The sequence below is a fragment of the Cohnella suwonensis genome, assembly GCF_042655365.1.
Taxonomy (GTDB): domain Bacteria; phylum Bacillota; class Bacilli; order Paenibacillales; family Paenibacillaceae; genus Cohnella; species Cohnella suwonensis.
This window is the reverse complement of the sequence record NZ_JBHSMH010000095.1, coordinates 1-20,195: the sequence shown is the minus strand read 5'-3', so window position 1 is coordinate 20,195 and position 20,195 is coordinate 1. Positions and strand designations below refer to the sequence as shown.

Annotated in this window: 21 protein-coding genes; 10 read left to right on the top strand and 11 right to left on the bottom strand. The window is 47.1% G+C overall.

Annotated elements, in window-relative coordinates; all coding sequences use genetic code 11:
- Nucleotides 1–330: ATP-binding protein (locus ACFPPD_RS21545; protein ID WP_378083285.1), on the top strand; the 330-nt coding region annotated here is incomplete at its 5' end.
- Between the two features lie 250 nt (nucleotides 331–580).
- Here the strand turns inward: ACFPPD_RS21545 and ACFPPD_RS21540 are convergent.
- The 4 genes from ACFPPD_RS21540 to ACFPPD_RS21525 form a co-directional block, all read right to left on the bottom strand.
- Nucleotides 581–1,213, bottom strand: coding sequence for a LysE family translocator (locus ACFPPD_RS21540; protein ID WP_378083283.1), 633 nt, complete (start codon nucleotides 1,211–1,213; stop codon nucleotides 581–583).
- A gap of 553 nt (nucleotides 1,214–1,766) precedes the next feature.
- Complete coding sequence (locus ACFPPD_RS21535) at nucleotides 1,767–2,003, bottom strand: tautomerase family protein (RefSeq protein WP_209748269.1); 237 nt, start codon at nucleotides 2,001–2,003, stop codon at nucleotides 1,767–1,769.
- 16 nt (nucleotides 2,004–2,019) lie between these two features.
- Entirely contained in the window at nucleotides 2,020–2,766 is a 747-nt protein-coding gene (locus ACFPPD_RS21530; RefSeq protein WP_209748267.1) for an SDR family NAD(P)-dependent oxidoreductase, read from the bottom strand.
- A 64-nt stretch (nucleotides 2,767–2,830) separates the two neighbouring features.
- Entirely contained in the window at nucleotides 2,831–3,400 is a 570-nt protein-coding gene (locus ACFPPD_RS21525; protein WP_209748265.1) for a TetR/AcrR family transcriptional regulator, read from the bottom strand.
- 172 nt (nucleotides 3,401–3,572) lie between these two features.
- On the opposite strand from ACFPPD_RS21525, the gene ACFPPD_RS21520 reads away from it, so the two are divergent.
- The 3 genes from ACFPPD_RS21520 (at nucleotide 3,573) to ACFPPD_RS21510 (ending at nucleotide 8,197) form a co-directional block, all read left to right on the top strand.
- On the top strand, nucleotides 3,573–5,666 hold the full coding sequence (locus ACFPPD_RS21520; protein WP_209748263.1) for a prolyl oligopeptidase family serine peptidase: 2,094 nt from the start codon (nucleotides 3,573–3,575) through the stop codon (nucleotides 5,664–5,666).
- Nucleotides 5,667–5,815: 149 nt separating this feature from the next.
- Nucleotides 5,816–6,526: a ThuA domain-containing protein gene (locus ACFPPD_RS21515; protein WP_209748261.1), complete on the top strand. Its 711-nt coding sequence runs from the start codon at nucleotides 5,816–5,818 to the stop codon at nucleotides 6,524–6,526.
- 15 nt (nucleotides 6,527–6,541) lie between these two features.
- A complete protein-coding gene (locus ACFPPD_RS21510) occupies nucleotides 6,542–8,197 on the top strand; it encodes a GMC oxidoreductase (protein ID WP_378083278.1) in 1,656 nt (551 codons plus the stop codon).
- Nucleotides 8,198–8,478: 281 nt separating this feature from the next.
- Here ACFPPD_RS21510 and ACFPPD_RS21505 read toward each other — a convergent pair whose 3' ends face one another.
- Nucleotides 8,479–9,246 (bottom strand): YheC/YheD family protein, encoded by a 768-nt coding sequence (locus ACFPPD_RS21505; RefSeq protein WP_209748259.1) that lies wholly within the window; start codon nucleotides 9,244–9,246, stop codon nucleotides 8,479–8,481.
- Nucleotides 9,247–9,470: 224 nt separating this feature from the next.
- Between ACFPPD_RS21505 and ACFPPD_RS21500 the strand changes: the two genes are divergently transcribed.
- Nucleotides 9,471–10,637: an FAD-dependent monooxygenase gene (locus ACFPPD_RS21500; RefSeq protein ID WP_209748257.1), complete on the top strand. Its 1,167-nt coding sequence runs from the start codon at nucleotides 9,471–9,473 to the stop codon at nucleotides 10,635–10,637.
- Nucleotides 10,638–10,789: 152 nt separating this feature from the next.
- A complete protein-coding gene (locus ACFPPD_RS21495; RefSeq protein WP_209748255.1) occupies nucleotides 10,790–11,542 on the top strand; it encodes a YusW family protein in 753 nt (250 codons plus the stop codon).
- Nucleotides 11,543–11,749: 207 nt separating this feature from the next.
- Here ACFPPD_RS21495 and ACFPPD_RS21490 read toward each other — a convergent pair whose 3' ends face one another.
- From ACFPPD_RS21490 to ACFPPD_RS21480, 3 genes are all read right to left on the bottom strand, one after another.
- Nucleotides 11,750–12,190 (bottom strand): hypothetical protein, encoded by a 441-nt coding sequence (locus ACFPPD_RS21490; RefSeq protein ID WP_209748253.1) that lies wholly within the window; start codon nucleotides 12,188–12,190, stop codon nucleotides 11,750–11,752.
- Between the two features lie 200 nt (nucleotides 12,191–12,390).
- The gene (locus tag ACFPPD_RS21485) at nucleotides 12,391–12,735 is read right to left on the bottom strand and encodes a hypothetical protein (protein WP_209748251.1); all 345 of its coding nucleotides are present in this window, start codon (nucleotides 12,733–12,735) and stop codon (nucleotides 12,391–12,393) included.
- Nucleotides 12,736–13,077: 342 nt separating this feature from the next.
- Entirely contained in the window at nucleotides 13,078–14,553 is a 1,476-nt protein-coding gene (locus ACFPPD_RS21480; RefSeq protein ID WP_209748249.1) for a WG repeat-containing protein, read from the bottom strand.
- A 301-nt stretch (nucleotides 14,554–14,854) separates the two neighbouring features.
- Between ACFPPD_RS21480 and ACFPPD_RS21475 the strand changes: the two genes are divergently transcribed.
- Nucleotides 14,855–16,447 (top strand): phytoene desaturase family protein, encoded by a 1,593-nt coding sequence (locus ACFPPD_RS21475; protein ID WP_209748247.1) that lies wholly within the window; start codon nucleotides 14,855–14,857, stop codon nucleotides 16,445–16,447.
- A 178-nt stretch (nucleotides 16,448–16,625) separates the two neighbouring features.
- Here the strand turns inward: ACFPPD_RS21475 and ACFPPD_RS21470 are convergent, their stop codons facing one another.
- The 3 genes from ACFPPD_RS21470 to ACFPPD_RS21460 all read right to left on the bottom strand — a co-directional run bounded on the left by ACFPPD_RS21470 (nucleotide 16,626) and on the right by ACFPPD_RS21460 (nucleotide 18,568).
- On the bottom strand, nucleotides 16,626–17,090 hold the full coding sequence (locus ACFPPD_RS21470) for a VOC family protein (RefSeq protein ID WP_209748245.1): 465 nt from the start codon (nucleotides 17,088–17,090) through the stop codon (nucleotides 16,626–16,628).
- Between the two features lie 52 nt (nucleotides 17,091–17,142).
- Complete coding sequence (locus ACFPPD_RS21465; protein ID WP_378083272.1) at nucleotides 17,143–18,147, bottom strand: phosphotransferase; 1,005 nt, start codon at nucleotides 18,145–18,147, stop codon at nucleotides 17,143–17,145.
- 208 nt (nucleotides 18,148–18,355) lie between these two features.
- Nucleotides 18,356–18,568, bottom strand: a complete 213-nt coding sequence (locus ACFPPD_RS21460; RefSeq protein ID WP_378083287.1) for a GNAT family N-acetyltransferase — start codon at nucleotides 18,566–18,568, stop codon at nucleotides 18,356–18,358.
- Between the two features lie 251 nt (nucleotides 18,569–18,819).
- Between ACFPPD_RS21460 and ACFPPD_RS21455 the strand changes: the two genes are divergently transcribed.
- From ACFPPD_RS21455 to ACFPPD_RS21445, 3 genes are all read left to right on the top strand, one after another.
- A complete protein-coding gene (locus ACFPPD_RS21455; RefSeq protein ID WP_209748243.1) occupies nucleotides 18,820–19,542 on the top strand; it encodes a hypothetical protein in 723 nt (240 codons plus the stop codon).
- A 2-nt stretch (nucleotides 19,543–19,544) separates the two neighbouring features.
- Nucleotides 19,545–19,922 (top strand): GntR family transcriptional regulator, encoded by a 378-nt coding sequence (locus ACFPPD_RS21450; protein WP_378083269.1) that lies wholly within the window; start codon nucleotides 19,545–19,547, stop codon nucleotides 19,920–19,922.
- Nucleotides 19,915–20,195, top strand: a 281-nt coding sequence (locus ACFPPD_RS21445) for an ATP-binding cassette domain-containing protein (RefSeq protein ID WP_378083266.1), incomplete at its 3' end; no start/stop codon positions are given. The genes ACFPPD_RS21450 and ACFPPD_RS21445, both read left to right, overlap by 8 nt.

The following is a 20,195-nucleotide window of genomic DNA, read 5'->3' as shown; positions in this document are numbered from 1 at the left end:
CTCGCTAAGGGTGACGGCACCTACAGAAAACTAGCCAATCAACTGACTAAAGTAGATCTCTTAATCCTTGATGATTGGGGCCTTGCCCCACTTGGAACCGTTGAAAGCCGAGAACTGCTCGACATCCTTGATGACCGAGTATCGTTGCATGCAACATGTTTGGCCAGCCAACTACCGATAAATTTATGGTACCAACATTTCGCCGATCCAACCTTGGCCGATGCGATTTTAGATCGTCTCATTCATCGCGCTTATCGACTTGATATCCAGGGAGATTCGATGAGAAAAAGACTCGCATCCTTGCCCAAAACTGGAAAATCTGATATGTAATAGAGAAGCTGAATTGAGAGGGTTAAAGTGGATAACACTTTCCGGAACAAGTGACCAACTATTTCCGGAATGAGTGGCTAAACATTACCGGAATGACTGACCAAAGTTTCCGGAATACGCATTAAGACCGGGTCGGGCAACCTAAATCCGCCTGCCGGTGCCTTTCCGTTCTTCTTCATCGCCAACGGCTATCGGGTTCTCACTGTACGAAATCCAATCGCTCCAGCTGTCTGATTGGTTTCAGAACATTTTATCTGGTTGCCTTCGCCCGGAGTAAATTAAGCCCCATCCCTATGAAAACAATTCCCGTTATCTTATTCAGGACTGTAGCAATTTTCGAATTATTCCTTAACTTGTTTGTAGCATATGAAGAAAATAAGGCGACCAAAATGCACCATACGCCACCAGTAAAAGTAAACGTTAAGCCAAGAATAATAAAAGCAAAGGATCCCCCATGAATCGGATCAACGAACTGTGGAAGAAAGGAAATGAAAAACAATGCAACTTTTGGATTCGTGATACTCGTTAAAATACCCTGAAGATAAATCCTCTTTAAATTCAACTCATTAGCCAAAATTGTAGTGTGGCCCATTGAAGTCTTAGAGCTTATCATTTTAATGCCCAAATAAACCAAATAAACAAGCCCGATCATTTTTACCACATTAAATAGAACAACCGATTTCGTAAGTATAACCAATAAACCAAAAGCTGCTAGAAGCGTATGGATCAATGAGCCTGTAAGAATTCCAAATACGGAAAGAACGCCCGCTCTTCTGCCTTGCGAGATACTTCTAGCTATTATATACATCGTATCTGCACCAGGAATTAGATTCAGAAGAATTCCTGTCACCAAAAACACTTCATAATTGATGATCCCGTTCACAGTGCCACCTCTTCTCGATTGATTAAAATAAGATCGAAGTATATCACGTCTTTATCTCAACCGCCATAGTATTGAGTCAAAATGTTCTTCCTTTCTATACTCTCCGTCGCATTACACGTTAAGGGGATAGATTTTCAAAATAAACACTGGTGTTGACTCCATGTTGACTCAACCTCTCGCAGTTGACTTTGTAAAGGCGCGAAAGTATTGAAAGGCCGGTATCTCCATTAGTGGAGATTACCGGCCCTTTGTCTGTCCGTACAAAGCATTTTGAGGATACGAGCAAGTGTTCGAATCGACCCGTCATGAAAGTATATTCAGGAGCCGCGCGTTGATTTCGTGTTGACTTCAGATATAGAAAAATACATCGCCGGGGTGTAAAGGCCACATGGCGATGTATTCAAGGAGAAAGTACTGCTATACAGCAATCGACTCTAATTCCTCACCCGTTGAGATCGGATTGTCCGTGTATGAAATCCAATCGCTTCAGCTCCCCGCATACAGTTTCACTTTCGCAAATTGATGCCGACGGCGAGATGTGCTACCTCATGCCTCAAGTCGTCTTGGCAGCTCGTCTGCGCCGATATTCCGGAACCTGCATTCCGCCCCAGCCCCAATTGTCGAGCTCTACCTCTTCAATGATGACGAATGTCGCGTCTAGCGGTTTGTTCAGCACGTCGCGAAGTAGTTCGCTGACGCCCTTAATCAAACTGGCTTTTTCCTCCGAAGTCACCGACTGGCGATCCGGAGTCGTGCCCTCGCGGGTCACTTGAATCGTAACGATAGGCATATTCGTTTCCCTCCTATTAGCCCGCTCTGAAGCCGGCATTTTGTCCGCCGTCCACGTGGAGAATCTCGCCGGTCACGAAGCCCGCCGACTCCAGGTAGAGGATCGCTTCGACAATGTCATTCGTATCGCCCATGCGTTCCATCGGATGCAACTTAGCCAAAAACCCATGAGTTTCGGCGGCATGCATCGGCGTTTTGATTATTCCCGGCGATACAGCGTTGACCCTTATGCCTCTAGTCGCGTATTCGATCGCAAGCGATTTGGTCGCCGCGTTCAGCCCGCCTTTCGTTAACGAAGCGAGCACGGAAGGTACGCCCGCTATCGGCTGGTCGACGAGGCTCGTCGTGATGTTGACGATATGGCCGGCGCCTTGTTTGAGCATCTCGGCCACCGCCCTCCGGGTTACATGGAAGTAACCCGCGAGGTTGGTCGACAATATCGCAGCGAAGTCCGCTTCGGTATATTCCGTGAATGGTTTTGCAATGAAAATACCCGCGTTGTTCACCAGCGTATCCATCCGTCCGAAGCGCTTCAACGCCTCTCCGATCAAGCGATCAGCCGTGTTTGGATCCGCAACGTCGCCCGCGACGTAACTCACGTTATCGCCGCTGGGGTCGATTTCTTTGGCTGCCTCGGCCAAAGCTTGCTCGCGGCGGCCGTTAATGACGACCTTCGCCCCCCTTTTCACCAGCTCGACCGCGGTTGCTTTCCCCATGCCGCTGCTTCCTCCCGTAATAACCGCTACCTTATCTCGAATGCTCATCTTTACCCTCATTTCTCTACCTACTAAAAGATAGAATTAATATTTGAAAAAATATCCGCTTCGCTTACGCAAAAGCAGATATTAATTCTTCCGTGATTTGGTCGAACCTTCGAATGTCCCGAAAACTTCTCGCCAGCAACTGCGCTCCTTGAAGCGACGCCAGAAAGATATGGGCTTGCGTCTCCGCGTCTCCTTCGAAGCGCAGCGTTCCTTCCGAACGTCCGAGACTCAGAACTTGTTCCAGCCACGATAACGTTGCGGAGATGAATCCGGTCAATTGCTCTTGCGCCTTCTCCGATAACGTGCTGGCATCGCTCGAGAACATGACCCCCAGACAAGTGCGGTACTCCAATACCGGATCGCGATACATCGCAATAAATTTCCGCAGCCTTTCCGGAGCATTCGGCGATTCGGCATCGATCCGAGCGGAAGCCGCGACGAATTTGTCGGTATACCGTTCGATTAACGCGACCGCCAAATCCTCCTTGTTCGGAAAATGGTAATGAATGCTGGCCGTTCGTATGCCGACCTTATCTGCGATGTGCGCGTAGCTGAATCCGTTAAAGCCGCTCTCTTGTACGATGGATTCGGCGGTATCCAATATCGCTTGCGCCGTTTGGGATTTTTTGTTCATATTTGAATTCTATCTTTTAGTAGGTAAATTGTCAATGCTTCATTTGTCGACTTCAACCCGCGCTAATGATCGTTGACATTCATTCCATATTATGGAATTATTAAACTGAGCTAGATTAGCGATGAGTATGATGAGTTGAATCGTTACAGCCATTTGAGAGGATGGTAGTGATATGCGCAAAAAAGGGGCATTGTATTCAATAATTTGTTTGATTGTTATCGTCGGTACGGTGCTATTCTACCTGGAGGGAAATGGTAAAGGGAATAAGAATGAGGAAGTAGATGTACAGCCAACCTCAGCTTCTTCAGCCCCTCCAGCTCAGGTTAAGGCAGACGACCTCCGGTTTCTAGAGCCGCAATTTAAGGTGAAAGCGCATGAAGATCTCATCTACCAGACAAAACAAAATTATCGTATGGAGCAAGAGAAGCTTGCGCTTGACCTGTATGAGCCGGAGAACGATACCTTCCCGATGCGTCCGGTCGTTGTTTTCTTTCATGGCGGAGGCTTCAGCGGGGGCGACAAGAGAGACGCCGCGGAAATATCGAACGAATGGGCCAGCCGAGGGTATGTGGTTCTGTCGGCGAACTATCGTCTGCGCGATGACCCTTTCCAAGATTTTGACGGTACGTTAAACGACGCGATGGATGACGTAAAAGGTGTGCTGGGTTGGATCGAAGAGCACCAAAGCGAGTATCGTTTGGATCATGATCGTATAGCTATTGGGGGCGATTCGGCCGGCGGAATCTTGTCGATTAACTTTGCCAATGTGTTTTTAACCGGAGGTATTCAGAACCCATTTGGCATCTTTGCCATTATTGATATTTATGGCGGCATGGTTCAGAATGTTCAAAATCCTCATTTTCCGCCAATGATTCTGATTCACGGTACGAAAGATAATATCATTCCCTATCATTCGAGCGAGACGTTTTACGGCATCTTAAAGGAACAAGATGCGTATCACGACTTCTTAACGATGGAAGGGGTAGGCCATAACTACAAGAATCCGAAATACTGGGATTCGGTGGTCGCCTCCACTTCTTACTTCATGCGAAATACGATGGATAAGTCCGAACAATCCTATTGGACCGATACGACCGGTTTGCGTGCATCCGCAGGGGACTCTGTGATAGTGCCGCTTAAACGGCAGCAAATCCAAGCGGATGCAAGGGGTCGGATCAAGATGCAGCTTCCGGAGGAATGGAAGCTTGAGAGCGACTCTGCATTTGAACCCAAATCGGATATCGAGCTCAGCGTTAAGGTGCCGGAGAATGCCGTTCCGGGCATTTACCCTATCGTGATGGCGCCGCAATCGGAACAGGAATCGTCGAGGATGGCTTCCATCTCGGTCTATGTGAAGGTCGTAGATCCGCTGCATGTCATATTCAATAGGGTCTATGACGTCAATCTGAAGCAAATACATACCCGCGCGGAGGTTCAAAACTTATCCCTATCCGATCAAACCGGGCAACTTCATATTAAACACCAATCGGCAAACGGCCTCCAAGAGGACCGGTTTTCCATCGATTCGTTAACATCCGGGCAGACGAAAACGATAGAATTGCCTTTTAATATGGAAGGTAGTCCTACTGTAAGTTTTGCAAACCAAAAAGGGGACATTATCCTAGAGACTGCCGATTCAACAAATGTGCTTCTCTCCTTGCCGCAGAAAAACGAGATCCGAATCGATGGGGCGTTAGATGAATGGAAGGGTCAAACTGGTTTTGCATTGAACCAAGAGAAACAGGCGAAAATTCAAGACTGGAACGGAGTGAACGATTTAGGGGGAACCGGATATATTTCTTGGGACGAGAATCATGTTTATATAGGCTTGGAAATGACGGACGACAAGCACGTGCAAGAGAAAACGGAAGATGACATCTGGCAAGGAGACAGCATGCAATTTGCGTTCGGAATGATCGATTCAGACGGCAAAGCGATGGGTACCAATGAAATCGGGGTTGCCCTCCATCAGGACGGCTCTATAACGAATTGGCGATGGATCGCCCCGGACGGATATGCCATTGGCGAGGTTATTTCTCTGAATTACGCGATTACACGCTCTGGGAACAAAACCGTATATGAAGTTGCTGTTCCATGGGAGGAGCTTGGCATTACCGCCGTGTCTAACGGCATGAAGCTAAAGTTTTCACTCCTGGTCAATGACAATGACGACGGAATAAGGCGAGGGTGGATAGAGTATAATGGCGGAATCGGGTACAAGGACGAGGAGGCGTTCGGGGATCTCTTCTTGATAGGTAGTCCATGAAGAAATGGCGACGTTAGGGAGGTTACCCTTGCGCCGCCATTTCGCGTTTTGGATCCACTGTTGGGCTTTCACCTATACCGAAACTGAGCATATATTGATGGTACCTTTTGGTCGATCATTTATTTTTGCGCAGCGGAGGAAGAATCCTAATGAAAAATCATTCTTTAATTATTAATATAAACTCGCATCCAACCCGAACTAGCTATCGCAGGCACAAAAAGGCGCTAATTATACAAGGCGGATATCCACCGCATAGACCAAAAGAAATCGCGGCGATTCTGGCACGATTATTGCGGCAAGCAAACTTTGAGGTGGAAATTGCGGATACACTGGACGTTTTGCTCGACCGGGAGAAAGTCATGCGGATGGATTTGATCGTGCCTGATTGGACTCTGGGAACAATGACTCCAGAACAATTGCGTTCCCTCCTTGACGCCGTCAGCAACGGAACCGGGGTAGCCGGGATGCACGGCGGTATGGGAGACGCGTTTCGCTGCGAAATAGAATACCAGCTCATGGTCGGCGGACAATTTGTCGCTCATCCCGGAGGCGCCGGAGTCACCTATCCGGTCCACATTTGCAATCCGAATCACCCAATAACGGCGGGAATTCGCGATTTTACCGTTACTTCCGAGCAATACTACATGCTTGTCGATCCGGCCAACGAAGTGCTTGCAACGACTTTATTCAAAGTTCATCCCCCGGAAGTTTGGAGAGAAGTCGTCATGCCGGTCGTATGGATAAAAAAATACGGAAGAGGACGAGTTTTTTATTGTTCTTTAGGTCACTCCTTGGACGTTGTCACCAAACCCGAAGTTCTGACGATGATGCAACGGGGAATGGTCTGGGCTGCCCGATGAAGAAGGAGTGAACCCATGAGAATATTCATCGCAAACGACGGCTATACCCTGCGGAAAATCGCGAATCAACATCAGATTCCTGTCACGGAGCTTATGACGCTGAACCCGAACATGAAGGAGCCTGACCGGAACATTGGCGGCATGCCAGTGAGGCTCCCCCCGTTAAACGCGGCTGGCATGAGCCGACTCTATATTCCCCCCACTTGTGCACCTGCCCCTCCGACAAGCTACCTGGATCAATGGATTCCGCTTACCCCCATAGAGGAGATGGAGAAAACCGATTATGACGTATTAATCGTTGGCACCGGGGCCGGAGGCAGTGCCGTTCTTTGGAGGCTGTGCGAACGGTTGATAGCAAGCGGCAAACGGATCGGCATCATTGATGCGGGCGATCTTTTGTTGCCCATGCATGCACAGAACCTCCCTACGTTAAATGTGAAGCGATTCGCGCAATTTTTTACAAACCCTAAAATTTCGATACCGATTGGCAAGGAAATCCCGGACTTTCCGGCGGCAACGCTGCTTTATGCGCTTGGGGGAAGAACGTTGTTTTGGTCTGGCGTCTCTCCTCGAATTCACCCATCCGTGCTGAGCAAGTGGCCGCCCTCATTGAAAGAGATGAGTTATTACTACAATATTGCCGAAGAGGTGATGAATGTAAGTCGGGATTACACCAAAGGTTCTTCCATCACGGAAGTCCTTGTGAACCGACTTCGGGGAGGCGGTTATACCGAAGCGGCGGGTTTTCCGCTAGCGGTTGATTTAGCGCAGACAAAATACGGGCGAATCCATTCCAATGTATTTTTCAGCGCCATGAATTTATTTGCGTATTCATTAAACCGCAGGTCTTTTGATTTGGCCGTGAATGCCCGAGCCGTGAAGGTGCTCCACGAAAACGGGAAAGCTGTCGGCGTAGAAGTGAAAAACCCTAATAAGAAATCGTTTTTCCTCAAGTCCAGGAACGTGGTCTTTTCGGCAGGGGCTCTCGTAACGCCGCAAATTCTTCTTCATTCGGGGATTCAAGGCAGAGCAATCGGTCATTATCTGACCAATCATTCTTTTCTCATGGCGCATGGCGTATTGGACAGAGCGGATTTTTCCGAGCTGTTGGGGACGCTAGGCATATTAATCCCTCAAACGAACGAGCAACCGTTTCAAATTCAACTCTATGGACCTGGAGACGATTTTTGGTACAGCTATGAAGAACCGCCTTTGCGGAAGGAATTAGGGGTTCGATTTGAGGGTTTTGGAATCGTGGAATCGCGGTTTGAGAATCAAGTGTATTTGAATCCGAATGTCCGGGATGAATACGGGGTACCGAAAATTCAAATCGATTTCTCTTATAGCGAAAAGGACAAAGAAATAATCGATCAAGTTGCGCAGGGGATAAAAAAAGTTTCCGAAGTCATTAAAGCGCCTTTGATTTCTAAGAACGGTCAGTCTGATCTTTGTCTGATGCCTGCCGGTCAAGATAATCATGTATCGGGAACTTGCCGGATGAGTGATAACAGCAGCGATGGAGCGACGAACCCCCATGGCGAGGTGTTTGGCGTGACCGGTTTATTCGTGGCCGATAACAGCATTCTCCCGCTCATGGGCGCCTCCAATCCGACTTTATCGACGGTAGCCCTTGCCATACGTACTGCGGATTACATTATTACGAAACTATGAGAAAAACGTATTTCAAAGTCAGCTAGCTTTTCATGCATACGACGATTTTCCCTTTGCACGGCCTTCTCCAAGATAACGAAGCGCCTGAGCCGCGTCGCCTAACGTACCGACTCCGCCGCCTGCTCGAAGCTCATCCCCGCAGACTTTGGTGTCAACGCCTTCTCGCTGGCGCTTACATACTCCGCAAATCCGCCCAGCCGCAACCGGAAAGGTCCCCGAACACCTCGTCCCCCGGTCGGAATCGTGTGGCTGCGGCGCCCACGGCGAACTCAATCGCTTGCTTATTTCGTTCTTCCATACATTTTTCCATACCGGACTATGGTCCGATACAGGCTTTTGTCGGCAAGCGACTTCAGTGCGTTGAAATTCGGCCGGGTGTTCACCTCCAGAATCCACAGCCGCCCATTGCGATCGAGAGCCACGTCAAGACCGAGCTCCTTGAATCGAACGCTGTGACGGTCGAAGCGGCGCGCCGTCTGAATACCTAGCATCTTCAGCTGCCTTTTATAATGATCAATCTGAGTCGAGGTGTAGCCCGATCGTTGCAACGTCTGCTCAACAAGCGCAAGCTTGCCGCCTTGATGATAGTTCGTGACGACTTTGTTTGGCTTTCCAAGCTTGACGAACATGACGGAAGGCACCCAATTGCCCCCTCCCGTCTTTTGCATCGTCATCCGCAAGTCAAATGGTAAGCCGCGGCAAGCTTGTAAGTAAATGCCCTTCTGGAGCAGGTAGCTCCTGCCGCCAGCGATTTTCTGTAATTGGTCGAAAAGGGCACTTGCGGAGGATACCTCAAACGTTCTCGCGTCTTTCTTGACTCGGAACTTCCGGGGTGATGTTCGCAAAATGCGCGCTATACCGCTGCCGCCGGTCCCGTTTGTCGGTTTGAAATACACCATCTTGTACCGGTCGGTCATCTCGTTGAGCGACGAACGGGTAAACAGCTTCGTTTCGGGAACGAATCGTCTCAATACATGATCCGACAGTAACCATTTCGTCTTCGTCCATTTACTCTTGACCGATATGCTGCCGCTGTCTTTTCGAAGCATGCCATCATCTCCTTCGCACCGCTCAGGATAGAGTACTTTCCCCCTTCGAGAAACGTCACGGCGGATACTCTGGTATCACTAGAACCTGATGGCTTTTTCGGGTTCATATTTTGTAACCTGTTGCACCTTCTTGACTATCCGCAGGGGTGGTCATCGGCACCTCTCGTTGTTTATGATGAGACTAAGTATTATAGCGCTATTTAACGAAGCTGGAGGACATATACATGGGCACAGTAAAGAAACGGAAGGCGATAGTAATTGGAGCGGGAATAGGTGGATTATGTACGGCATTGTCGCTTCATCTTCAGGGATGGCGTGTGTCGGTTTACGAAAAGGCAAAATCATTGAGGGAAGCCGGTGCGGGAATCGTGTTGGCTGCCAATGCGATGAAAGCACTCGATCTGCTTGGCCTCGGCGCAAAAGTCAGGAACGTCGGTGCACCTGTCATTCATGCTGACATTCGAACCTGGGACGGCAAAATCATTACGAGTCTTCCGGCTGCTATACAAGCGGTACGATACGGAACGCAAAGCTATGTCATTCACAGGGCTGATCTTCAATCGATTCTTGTGCAAGGAATAACGGCGGCAGGACCTATTCAGACCAATAAACAATGGATCGATGGGAAACAGAGTGACCAGGGAGTAATCGCTATTTTCGAAGACGGTACGCAGGAGGATGCGGATGTCGTTATCGGTGCTGATGGGATTCACTCTGCCGTACGAGAACGACTTTTCGGTCAAAGCCCAGTCCGTTACTCGGGTTATATTGCTTTAAGAGGTGTATGTTCAAATGAAGAGGCACACAACGCAAATGATGGCGGGGGTTTCGAAGCGCTGGGACCGGGCAAACGCTTCGGACTCTCGAGCCTCGGTAACGGCCGAGTATTCTGGTTTGCCGCAATTAATGCGCCTCAAGGGATCCTACCGCCGGTAGAGGAGAGAAAATCGGAACTGCTACGTCAATTTCACGGTTGGTACAGCCCGGTCGTGTCTGCTATTGAAGCAACGGAGGCATCGACCATTCTGGCACATGACATCGTTGACCGGCCACCAATACCAAGGTGGAGTTCCGGCAGAATGACGCTCCTCGGCGATGCGGCACATCCGATGCTGCCCAATCTGGGACAGGGAGGCGCGCAGGCGATTGAAGATGCCGTCGTCCTGGCAAGGTGCCTGCAACATCCAGATATTCCGGCTGCGCTTTCAGCATATGAAAAGGAGCGAATGGCTCGGACAAACCGGATCGTGCGGATGTCTCGGTCAATGGGACGAATGGTACAGCTTGAGAACCCACTACTTATCTATGGCCGCAATAAGCTGCTGGCTTCCTTGTCTGATGCCCGGTTTATAAGCCGCTTCGATCCTATCATTGGCTTTGAAGTGCAGTAATAAACCGGCCCTCCTTCACTGGATATATATGCCCTAGTGAAGCGAGCCCGTGATTCTCCTCGATATACGGACCCAAAATTGAAGATCCCTACGAATATATTATATAGAGACAGCCATGAACGATCATATTATTCAATTCAGGAGGACTATGTATGAAGAAGAAAATCGCTTACATGTTAATTGGGGCACTATGTTCTATCACGCTTACATATGGATTTGTTGCTTTTGCGGACAAATTAGAAACCCCGTCAACAGTGAAGGATCCGACTGTTGTAAGCGAACCCGCTAAACAACAAATCGTTAAATCGAATGAAGTTACAATCACGCTAATTCCTTCACCTTCCCAAAACCAAAGCGATTTTACCGCAACATCAACCACGAACACGATTAATATCAACGTAGAATCGTTCAAATTCGATCAAATAAGGAAATTAAAGATTAAAATAAATCAAAAGGGTCTGAAGGTTAAAATAGAGCATAAACGGGAAAATGCTAAAATCGAATCCGAAGTGGAAATAGAAAAGTCCGGTGATCAAGATAGCCATTTGGAGGGTAGCGCAGCCGATCAATATATCCAACAACTTCTGGGATCCATCGGATTAAACGAAACAATGAGCAAACAAGAATTTGTGGATGCCTTACTCAAGAAATTGGACATCGACCCCGTTCAAGCAAAAATCAAAGTCGAATTAAAATGGAATGATCCGTCTTCAGAATTAAAATATGAACAAGATGATAAAGACAAAGATCAAAAAGATCAAAAAGTTCGTAAGAAACATAAAAATCAAATTAAGAGCGATGATCGCGATGATGGTGACCACCATGATGGCGATTATAATGACGAACATGACGATCATAACCACAACAACGATCACGACCACGATGACGGAGACGAGGAGGAGTAATACATCCTCAAATCGCGGACAAAACCCTTGTATATTGAACAGGCTGCCGATCATTAACTGTCGGCGGCCTGATCATCGTTGTGCTATCGTTCTCCGTTAGTTTAACGAGTTGGACGATGGAACGAGATGAACATTGGCTGTCCTTTTGCTATTTCAATATGGAATTGGGCATACCCGTTTTAGGGTAGCGCCGTTGTATCTTATCACTTATAGCGATTTTATTGTCGATTCAATTATCGCTTCGTAATCAGCTTTTTCACCAAAATGGACAACCATTACATTTCTGTTCTCGTAAACACGTGGTTCAATTAATATCTTAGCAACCGCTAATAATTCATCCAAGTCTTTATGCCCTTCAATTCGGGCTTCTTCGGAATTAAAAACGTAAATGTACACATTTACATTTGAAACAAGCGACGAATCTACGGCAAACGTTACTGCCGTTACATCATTTAACTTTTCAAAAGGTGATGTGCCGCCCTTCGGGTGAATTTGTTGAAGTTTTAGCCCTTGGTCTTCCAGTGCTTGAGTTACACCGTCTAGCGTTACAGTGCCTGTATCTGGCGTGACTTTACTTTCAACCTCATTAGTGCAACCTGTCAGAACAGTAACAATAGCAAGGATAAATATAATCATTCGAAATTTCATTCCACATTCCCCTTTTTCTTAGATACTTCATAGACGTTCTGTGTCTTAAGGATGTTACGTTCGCCTTTTGAAAAAAAGGGGGTTCTCCGTAGACAGAATTCCTGCCAGTCTTTAAACTAACCTCCGTTAGCGTAAAGAAGTGACCACGAGGGAGCCCTTTAGACTTGAACTATCGTTTTCCGTCAGGGAAAATAATGAGTTCAATCAAGCCCAAAGAAATCATCAAAAGATTCTCCATTTAACCTAAATAACATCCGATAAACACCCAACTTGTTATTCTTGTATTCAATTGGAATGTAGGAGATTGCGTAATCAAATCCATATGAGACAGCATCATATTCCTTTGCCGCATCCCATTCATCAATAAAAAGAGCTACATTCTTAAGTTGAATTTTGAGTTGAGTCTCATCAAAATTCTCTCCGAAAACTTCTCTAAATTCCTCGTGATTATCGATTTTATAATTATTGAAACAAAACCAAAAACCATCAATACTTTTCTTTTCAATCTTATTTTCCAAAGCCCATTGTCGCAACTCGTTAATCATATTAGTACCATCCTCTATTATCCAACCTTGTTTACTTGTTAAAGAATATCAAATTAAAATTGCCACGCTAAACTGCCCGTTCGGAGCAAACCGCACTACATCCTTAGCTTCTCTGCCACATGAACATTACAAACGTATTTATGATTTGAGTCACGTCGACGTTCCCGCAGCGATATTTTCGACCAATATACGGATCAACAACACTTTGATTGTTCTCTGCCAAGAAGATTACTCCTTTAGCTTCAGGGTAAGAAGTACGCCCAACTGTTTTTTCATTTATATATCGTATCCGTCAGCTTAATCTTCACGGAAGGGAGTATAGTTAAATGATTTCAGCCTTCCCTATATATCATGCTCTTCCAGGTAAAATACAGGTTCACCAGTTAACTTACTCACGTACATAAAACGATCCTTATGCCCCGTTTTGAATATCGTATTCTCCCTTATAGATTGCATAATTGTATTGTAATATTTTTGAGGCTTATAAAGCAGCCGGCCGCTTTTATCTATAAAAGAAGTTCTCCCCTTAATATCCACCATTGCGACACCGTTAGAAAAACTAAATGCTTCGTCGAAAGCTGGTTCGATTACTACTTCACCATGAATATTTATGTATTGATATTGATGTTCACATTTAATGGCTAGTAATCCTTCCTTAAAGAAATCAGTTGTAAATGGCAAGTGGTCCAGCAGCAATGTCCCCTTGGTATCTATCACACCACATGAAAATCTTTGACTAACAATAGCCACCCCTTCAGAAAATGCGCACCCGACACTGTATCCCTGCGGTACTTGTAAAATCCTTTCATTATCGTCTATATAGACCGTTCTGCCTGATGGTAGCGTAACCCATGCAAAGCCATCGTTAAAGTGTCCTGCCTCTTTATATTTCGGCTTTATGACCCACGAACCATGTTCATTCATAAAACCAATAAGCCGATCTCGAGTTTCGACTTTGACTATTCCTTCGCTGAATTGCCAAAAAAATTCATAACTTATTCTATCGATCTCTGAGATAATTTCTCCCGCTTTAGTTATTACCAGAGATCTCGTACCCAAATCTACAACACATCGGTTATCGCTAAAAGACGATGCCCAGTCATATACAGGCTCTAAGACATATTCACCAGCGTAATTGATGAAACCAATCTTACCTTTATAGTTAACCAAACCAAGCCCATTAGAGAAATAATCAACTTGGTCAAAAATGGGTTTTACCACTATATCCCCTTCGTCATTTATGTAACCATATTTTCCATTCTTACGGAATGGGCTCAGATCTGTAATTTCTTTGTCCACTATTTTAAATGTTGTATTTTCGCAAGATTCTATCTCTATATTAGAATCCAGTACATCTTCATCGCATTTGTCGTAATTTAACCACGACATTTTTTCTAGACCCATGATCATTTTGAAATATTCAACATTATTACCATCAACCATCGCATCTTGAGGTGAGATGGATTTCTTTTTTGTGGGTTTAAAGACGGCTATTACTGCTGAATGATCTACTTCTTTACCTATATGATATTCATTAGAATCGTACTCTAAATTGAATTCTACATTTAGTGATCCTCTTAAGAATAACTGATAACCCCATCCGTGATCCTCATTGTTCCAAAAAGACAATAAAGGTAACTTATTGGACAAATTCTCACAAAAATTTTCTATCGATACTGTTTGAGGAATAAATACTACTGACCATTTAGGGTTTAAGTGATTAACGATACAGTTAAAAGTCGTTATCCGCTGAACATAACTCGAAATCAATCTAATGTCTTTTCTTAAGAATAATACTCCACATGTAAACTCACTCATGCTATCCCTCCCAAAAAATATAAAATGCCTAATAACGTCTTAAAGTTGTATTGGTCACATTTGAGATATGTTCGGATATGAGAATGTTCGGGCATGAGACACACTTCCAATTAAAGACAAGTATACTCTAATTATTGAAGCCCAGCACCATGCTAAACTGCCCGTCAGCGCAGCGAAGTCCGCCATTTAATGTTGGCAGCCTCCACCTTGCGAAATTTTGAATGAGCCGACAACAAGCGCCATCCCTCGCCGCTCGCTTGCGTTAAACTAGATCTGGCTTATAGACGCGGAGGGGGAATCGATGTTGAACAAGTACGACGTAATCATGATTGGCTGCGGCCACAACGCGCTGATCGCGGCCGCTTATTTGACGCGAGCGGGGAGAAGCGTCCTAATGCTGGAGAAGAATGACCGCCCAGGCGGATTTTTGCTTACGGAAGAACTGACGTTGCCTGGCTTCAAGCATGACGTCTACGCAGCAGCCCACCCGCTGTTCCTGACGGGCCCCGCTTATGCGGACTTCAGGGAAGCGCTCGAGGCGCGAGGACTGCGTTACGTGAACACGGAACTGCCAACCGGCGTTTCGATGGAGAACGGCGAGACGGCCGTCTTCTCACGCTCGAGCGAGGACTTGGCCGCTGAAGCTGAGCGTCTGGCCCCCGGTGACGGTGCTGTGTTAGGACGTATGTTCGAGGCATTTGCTCCTTATGCGGGGAACGTTTTCGAGTTGTTTAACCTAGACTTATCCGGTCAGCAAGCTTCCGAGATTATCCGGAAGTTGCTGTATGACCAACGAACCGGGGGCAAAAGCTACTCGGCGTTCGCCGCTTCCCTATTTTCCACCGCTCGCAATGCGGTGAGCGATTTCCGGTCTCCGGTCATGCGCGCAATGCTGGCATCATGGGTCACGCATCTGGGCCGCACGCCGGACGAAGTCGGCAGCGGCATCTGGGTGCCGCTCACGGCGATGGCGCTTATGGGCGGCGGGATGCCTATTCCCGAAGGAGGCAGCGAGATGCTTGCAAAGGCATTGGCTCGGTTAGTGCAGGACCAGGGCGGCATGATCGTAACCGGTACACGAGCTGAGCGGATCGTCGTCAAAAACGGCAAGGCCGTCGCCGTGCGCACAGCGGAAGGCGAAGAATACCACGCGAAGCATGCTGTCGTCGCCTCCACCGGCCCGGACCAGTTGTACCTGTCGCTCCTGGCGGATGCGCAGGTCAGCTCCGACATTCGCGGCCAAGCAAAGCGATACCGCTATGGAAGAGGTTGCGTTCAGATCCATCTGGCGCTGAGAGAAGCGCCGAAGTGGCCCGATCCGCGGTTTACCAAAGTCGGCCAGCCCCATCTGACCGATGGGCTCGACGGATTCACCCAAGCCATCGCGCAAGGGATGGCCGACCTTCTGCCGGCCAAACCGACCTTTACGGTCGATTGCTCTACCAATCTCGATCCGAGCCGAGCGCCGGTCGGCAAAGCGATCATGAGGCTCCAAGTCCTTGAGGTGCCTTGCCGTCCCCGCGGCGATGCTGCCGATCAGATTGACGTCGGAGATGGCACGTGGACACAAGAGCTGACCGAACGATTCGCTGAGCGTGTGATCGCCATAGTAGGCAAGCATATTCCGAACATTCCGGACGCTATCATCGGCAAGTCCGTCGTCACGCCTGACACCCTTGCCCGCTTCAACCCGAATTCCGGCCCCGGCGATCCCTATGGTGGATCACACGACTTCGCGCAGAGCTACTTGTTCAGCCCACTGCCTTCCCAGCCAGGACACCGGACGGAGATCGCGAATCTTTACATGCTTGGCGCTGCCACTTGGCCGGGACACGGCATCAACGGCGGATCGGGCTACATCGTGGCGCAGCAACTTCTATCTCTCGATCAATAGCGTAATTCGAGTAGGCTCATGCGTGGAGTATTAACAAGAACAAGCTCTGGCAATTACCAGGGCTTGTTCTTGTTAATAAACTACCTGTTAGCGAGGAAAAGGCAACCGTCTATAAATTGGCCGCCTTTTCGTTCTGGTTATTGCTATCGTTCTCCTCGTAATAGATCTGTTTAATCGATTATGGTTGCCACACTTCCCATATGTTACCATCAGGATCAGCGAACGTTATGTTCGGTCCGCTTGTCACCCGTTCTCCTAAAATATTCACTCCGTTCTCCTTGAAACGTTCAAATAGCTCTTGGATCCGTGGAGTAATGAAACACGCCATTGCATGGGGTTTGCCGCTGTCCAATGACCATGAAAAGCCTAATCGACCGCCTTCTGCGTCCGATTTGTGAAGGAACAGAGCGGGTACAACTTGTCTAAAACCAGGTGAAGGCAGGTTTCCATTCCGATCAGGGACATTTAAAACAGCCATCACCATCCCAGGCTCGACACGATCGTTGATTGCTGGTTGGTACCCTAAATTCTTTTGGTACCACTTAATAGACTCGTAAACATCATTTACTGGTACATAAATACAAGTTATACCCGTAATGTCTTCCAGTTTTTCTTCTACTTTGATTTCCTCATTTGCCTGCATATCCGTTTCCTCCCTCGAAAAATCTTAAATTAATAATGATCACTTTCCACACCTAATTACCCCTAATAATACCATTACCAATCCCGCTAGAAGTTATTTGAATGGCGCATCGGGAATGATACTCCGCGAGATCCTTTGCGAACCGTTGATCCGGAAATTGTCTGTGAAGCAGCTTTAATCCGCCCGATATCAACGATAAATGATGACAAAATCGGTAAAACATCATCCGATTACGGTCGAGATTATCGTTCCTTAGATATCGGTAATACTCCCCGAACCGGAATTCCAAGAAACTATGTTCATGTTCGATATCGAAAAATCCCGCTCCTTCAATATCAATGAAGTAGGGTTGTAAATCGTCGCTCACCAATATGTGATCCGGACCAAGTTCTCCATGTATGAAACAATAACGACTTCTAGAATGGATATTGGTTTCTAATTCGTATAACTTATCAAGCAAGCTATCGTGATGATCTCTCACATTGACTAAGTGCTCGGAAGCATAAGATAATGCCTCTTCCGCATGTTCCCTTTGCAGTTCATGGCACGGTCTATCGTTGCTTCCGTCGTAATCCGCTTTTCCGTAAACATCCCTCTTGATCACATGCATGCCAGATAGCAATTGTCCCACCTGTTGGAACAATTCATGTCGGATCCTTGGGTCATCGTGTTGAAAATAAGCCTCGACCTTCTTCCCATGCACATATTCGACAAGAGCATATTCGAACGGATATCGATCTCTATCCTTATTCAGATCATAAAGTGCCGGCGTCCGGATCCCTTGTTTCTTAAAATAATGATTGTTTAATGCGAACAGGCTGCCGCCGTAGGATCGTTGAAAAGCAGACCCGTTCAAGATTTCTTCTTGAAAATAATTATGGGATAGGTCCCATACATACAGAACGCACGAAAACCCATTCTTACATTCAATTTTGTATACGACTTTTTGCGCGCCGCCATGCAACCTTGTGACTTCCGCCACGATATATTCGGAACCCAATACTTCTGCCACATACTCTTGCAAGTCTACAAGCGCGAGATGATCTTCGCTCTTCATCGGGCAACACTCCGCTTCATCGGGATTTGCCGGCCGGCAACACAAATGTATAGAAATTACCGCCAAAAGTATAGACTGTTTCTTTTTCATTTGTTATGATGTCGAATAAGGTCTATCCTTTTTTTACAAATTCAAAACCTCCGGTTAGCTATTGCGGCTAACCGGAGGTTTTTTGGTTGGCGGAAGGCGTCGGTTTGTAGTTCTGCTATTAGTAAATCGAAAAGTGTACCCAATCTTTTCCTTGAACGGCGTTCATTTCTTTGAAGAAAGATTGAGCACGATTGTTATTAACGGAAGTGATCCAAGTCATATTGGCGTAACCCTGCTCTATGCAGTAATTTATACACGCAAGATAAAGCCGTGATTCAAGTTCGGAATTTCTATAGGCTTCCTTGACATAGAGGTCATTCATTACAGCAATTTTATCTGCTTTTACGATGGGGATACCGCGTTCATTATTGACGACTTGATGTTCGAACGCAACCGAAGCAAAAAAGTGGGAGCTGCTAGGCCCGCTTTAAAGATCACGCGACAAGCGCATTCTACAAACACAGCACAGAAGCTGCCGGTCATGTCGAGAAAACGCCAGCATATTTTGCCTATTGACGCGACTTAATGTATTAGTGTACTATTTTGATAGTACACTACATCTAATCTAAAGGGGATGGCACAATGGCCAAATGGGCAGCGATAGTAAAAAAGGATTTGCGATTATCGACGACCGTCTTATTCGCGGGGCTTGTCATTAACGTCATCAGCATCGTCATTGCCGGACTTGTCGGCCAATATCTGTTCATTCCGTTGTTAGCCGCTGCCGGGTTCCATGTCTTCTATCTTCCGATCGCGTTGTTCGCAAGCCTACGAACGGAAGCCGCTCAAATGCACGTCTGGCTCCATAATCCGAGGCCGGCTCTCAGCTTGCTTTTAAGCAAGCTAACAAGCGGATTGGTCACGATGCTCGTCTCCTTGGCCTTTCTGTACTCGATGGCTGGAATCTTGCTCCGGACGAAGTTTCGTTTAATGGAAGAGTACTGGACGGATACTTGGAGTGCGGGATGGTTGATCTTCCTGCACGCGATCCTTATCTCCGTGGCGATCGGCGTCTGGGTCATCCTTCTGTGGTCCCTGTACCATGCACTCAAACATCGAATCGGGCGTTTGGTCTGGGTAGTCCTTATCGGCGCCGTTATCTTGTCGAGCTGGATCGACGATATCATTACTTCCTCGAGTCTTTACAAGCTCGTTACGCAATGGGGTGGCATGGAGATCAATTTTCCGACGTTCTCGGTGGATCCGTTCCCCCTCTACTTGGGCGAATACTTCTATAACTTGATTGTTGTCATCGGTCTGTTCTATCTGAGTTCATGGATCGTTGACAGGAAAGTCGAGGTTTAATCATGGATGAGTTTCATTCTTCCAAAGCGATCTATCTCCAGGTTGCCGATCGAATCAAGAGGCAAATCGTCAGCCAGGAACTTCAAGCGGGCCAGAAGCTTCAATCCGTCCGGGAGATGGCGGTAACCTATAACGTCAACCCGAATACCATCCAACGCACCTACAGCGAACTGGAACGGGAAGGGGTTCTGGAGACGAGAAGAGGACAAGGCACGTTCGTCACGGTTCAGGAAGAACTATTGACTCAGCTTCGCTTGAGCATGATTGAAGAGCAGATTGCCTCCTTTGTCCTGGTTATGCGGGAGATGGGCTATCGTTCGGCGGAGATCCTCGCCGGATTGCAGGATCACTTGAACAAGAGGGATAAGGGAGATGAGTAACGTGATCGCATTATCTAACGTCTCGAAGACTTATAACAAGAAACCCGTCATTCGAGACATTACTTTAACATTGCCTGTGGGGAAAATCATCGGAATTGTAGGAGAGAACGGTAGCGGAAAGTCCACCTTATTAAAGCTCATTGCGGGACTTCTTCAGCCAACAGGCGGTTCTGTCACCATAAATGGGGAGAAGGCGCACCGAAGAATCAGCACGCTTGTCTCCTACTTATCCGACCAGGACTCGACTTATGCCTGGTTTACGGTAAGAGAAGC

Bases quoted from the DNA above. Each gene is read 5' to 3' on its own strand.
- ACFPPD_RS21535 (WP_209748269.1), bottom strand. From the start codon at position 2,003: ATGCCTATCGTTACGATTCAAGTGACCCGCGAGGGCACGACTCCGGAT.
- ACFPPD_RS21530 (WP_209748267.1), bottom strand. From the start codon at position 2,766: ATGAGCATTCGAGATAAGGTAGCGGTTATTACGGGAGGAAGCAGCGGC.
- ACFPPD_RS21525 (WP_209748265.1), bottom strand. From the start codon at position 3,400: ATGAACAAAAAATCCCAAACGGCGCAAGCGATATTGGATACCGCCGAA.
- ACFPPD_RS21520 (WP_209748263.1), top strand. From the start codon at position 3,573: ATGCGCAAAAAAGGGGCATTGTATTCAATAATTTGTTTGATTGTTATC.
- ACFPPD_RS21515 (WP_209748261.1), top strand. From the start codon at position 5,816: ATGAAAAATCATTCTTTAATTATTAATATAAACTCGCATCCAACCCGA.
- ACFPPD_RS21510 (WP_378083278.1), top strand. From the start codon at position 6,542: ATGAGAATATTCATCGCAAACGACGGCTATACCCTGCGGAAAATCGCG.
- ACFPPD_RS21505 (WP_209748259.1), bottom strand. From the start codon at position 9,246: ATGCTTCGAAAAGACAGCGGCAGCATATCGGTCAAGAGTAAATGGACG.
- ACFPPD_RS21500 (WP_209748257.1), top strand. From the start codon at position 9,471: ATGGGCACAGTAAAGAAACGGAAGGCGATAGTAATTGGAGCGGGAATA.
- ACFPPD_RS21495 (WP_209748255.1), top strand. From the start codon at position 10,790: ATGAAGAAGAAAATCGCTTACATGTTAATTGGGGCACTATGTTCTATC.
- ACFPPD_RS21490 (WP_209748253.1), bottom strand. From the start codon at position 12,190: ATGAAATTTCGAATGATTATATTTATCCTTGCTATTGTTACTGTTCTG.
- ACFPPD_RS21485 (WP_209748251.1), bottom strand. From the start codon at position 12,735: ATGATTAACGAGTTGCGACAATGGGCTTTGGAAAATAAGATTGAAAAG.
- ACFPPD_RS21480 (WP_209748249.1), bottom strand. From the start codon at position 14,553: ATGAGTGAGTTTACATGTGGAGTATTATTCTTAAGAAAAGACATTAGA.
- ACFPPD_RS21475 (WP_209748247.1), top strand. From the start codon at position 14,855: ATGTTGAACAAGTACGACGTAATCATGATTGGCTGCGGCCACAACGCG.
- ACFPPD_RS21470 (WP_209748245.1), bottom strand. From the start codon at position 17,090: ATGCAGGCAAATGAGGAAATCAAAGTAGAAGAAAAACTGGAAGACATT.
- ACFPPD_RS21465 (WP_378083272.1), bottom strand. From the start codon at position 18,147: ATGAAGAGCGAAGATCATCTCGCGCTTGTAGACTTGCAAGAGTATGTG.
- ACFPPD_RS21455 (WP_209748243.1), top strand. From the start codon at position 18,820: ATGGCCAAATGGGCAGCGATAGTAAAAAAGGATTTGCGATTATCGACG.
- ACFPPD_RS21450 (WP_378083269.1), top strand. From the start codon at position 19,545: ATGGATGAGTTTCATTCTTCCAAAGCGATCTATCTCCAGGTTGCCGAT.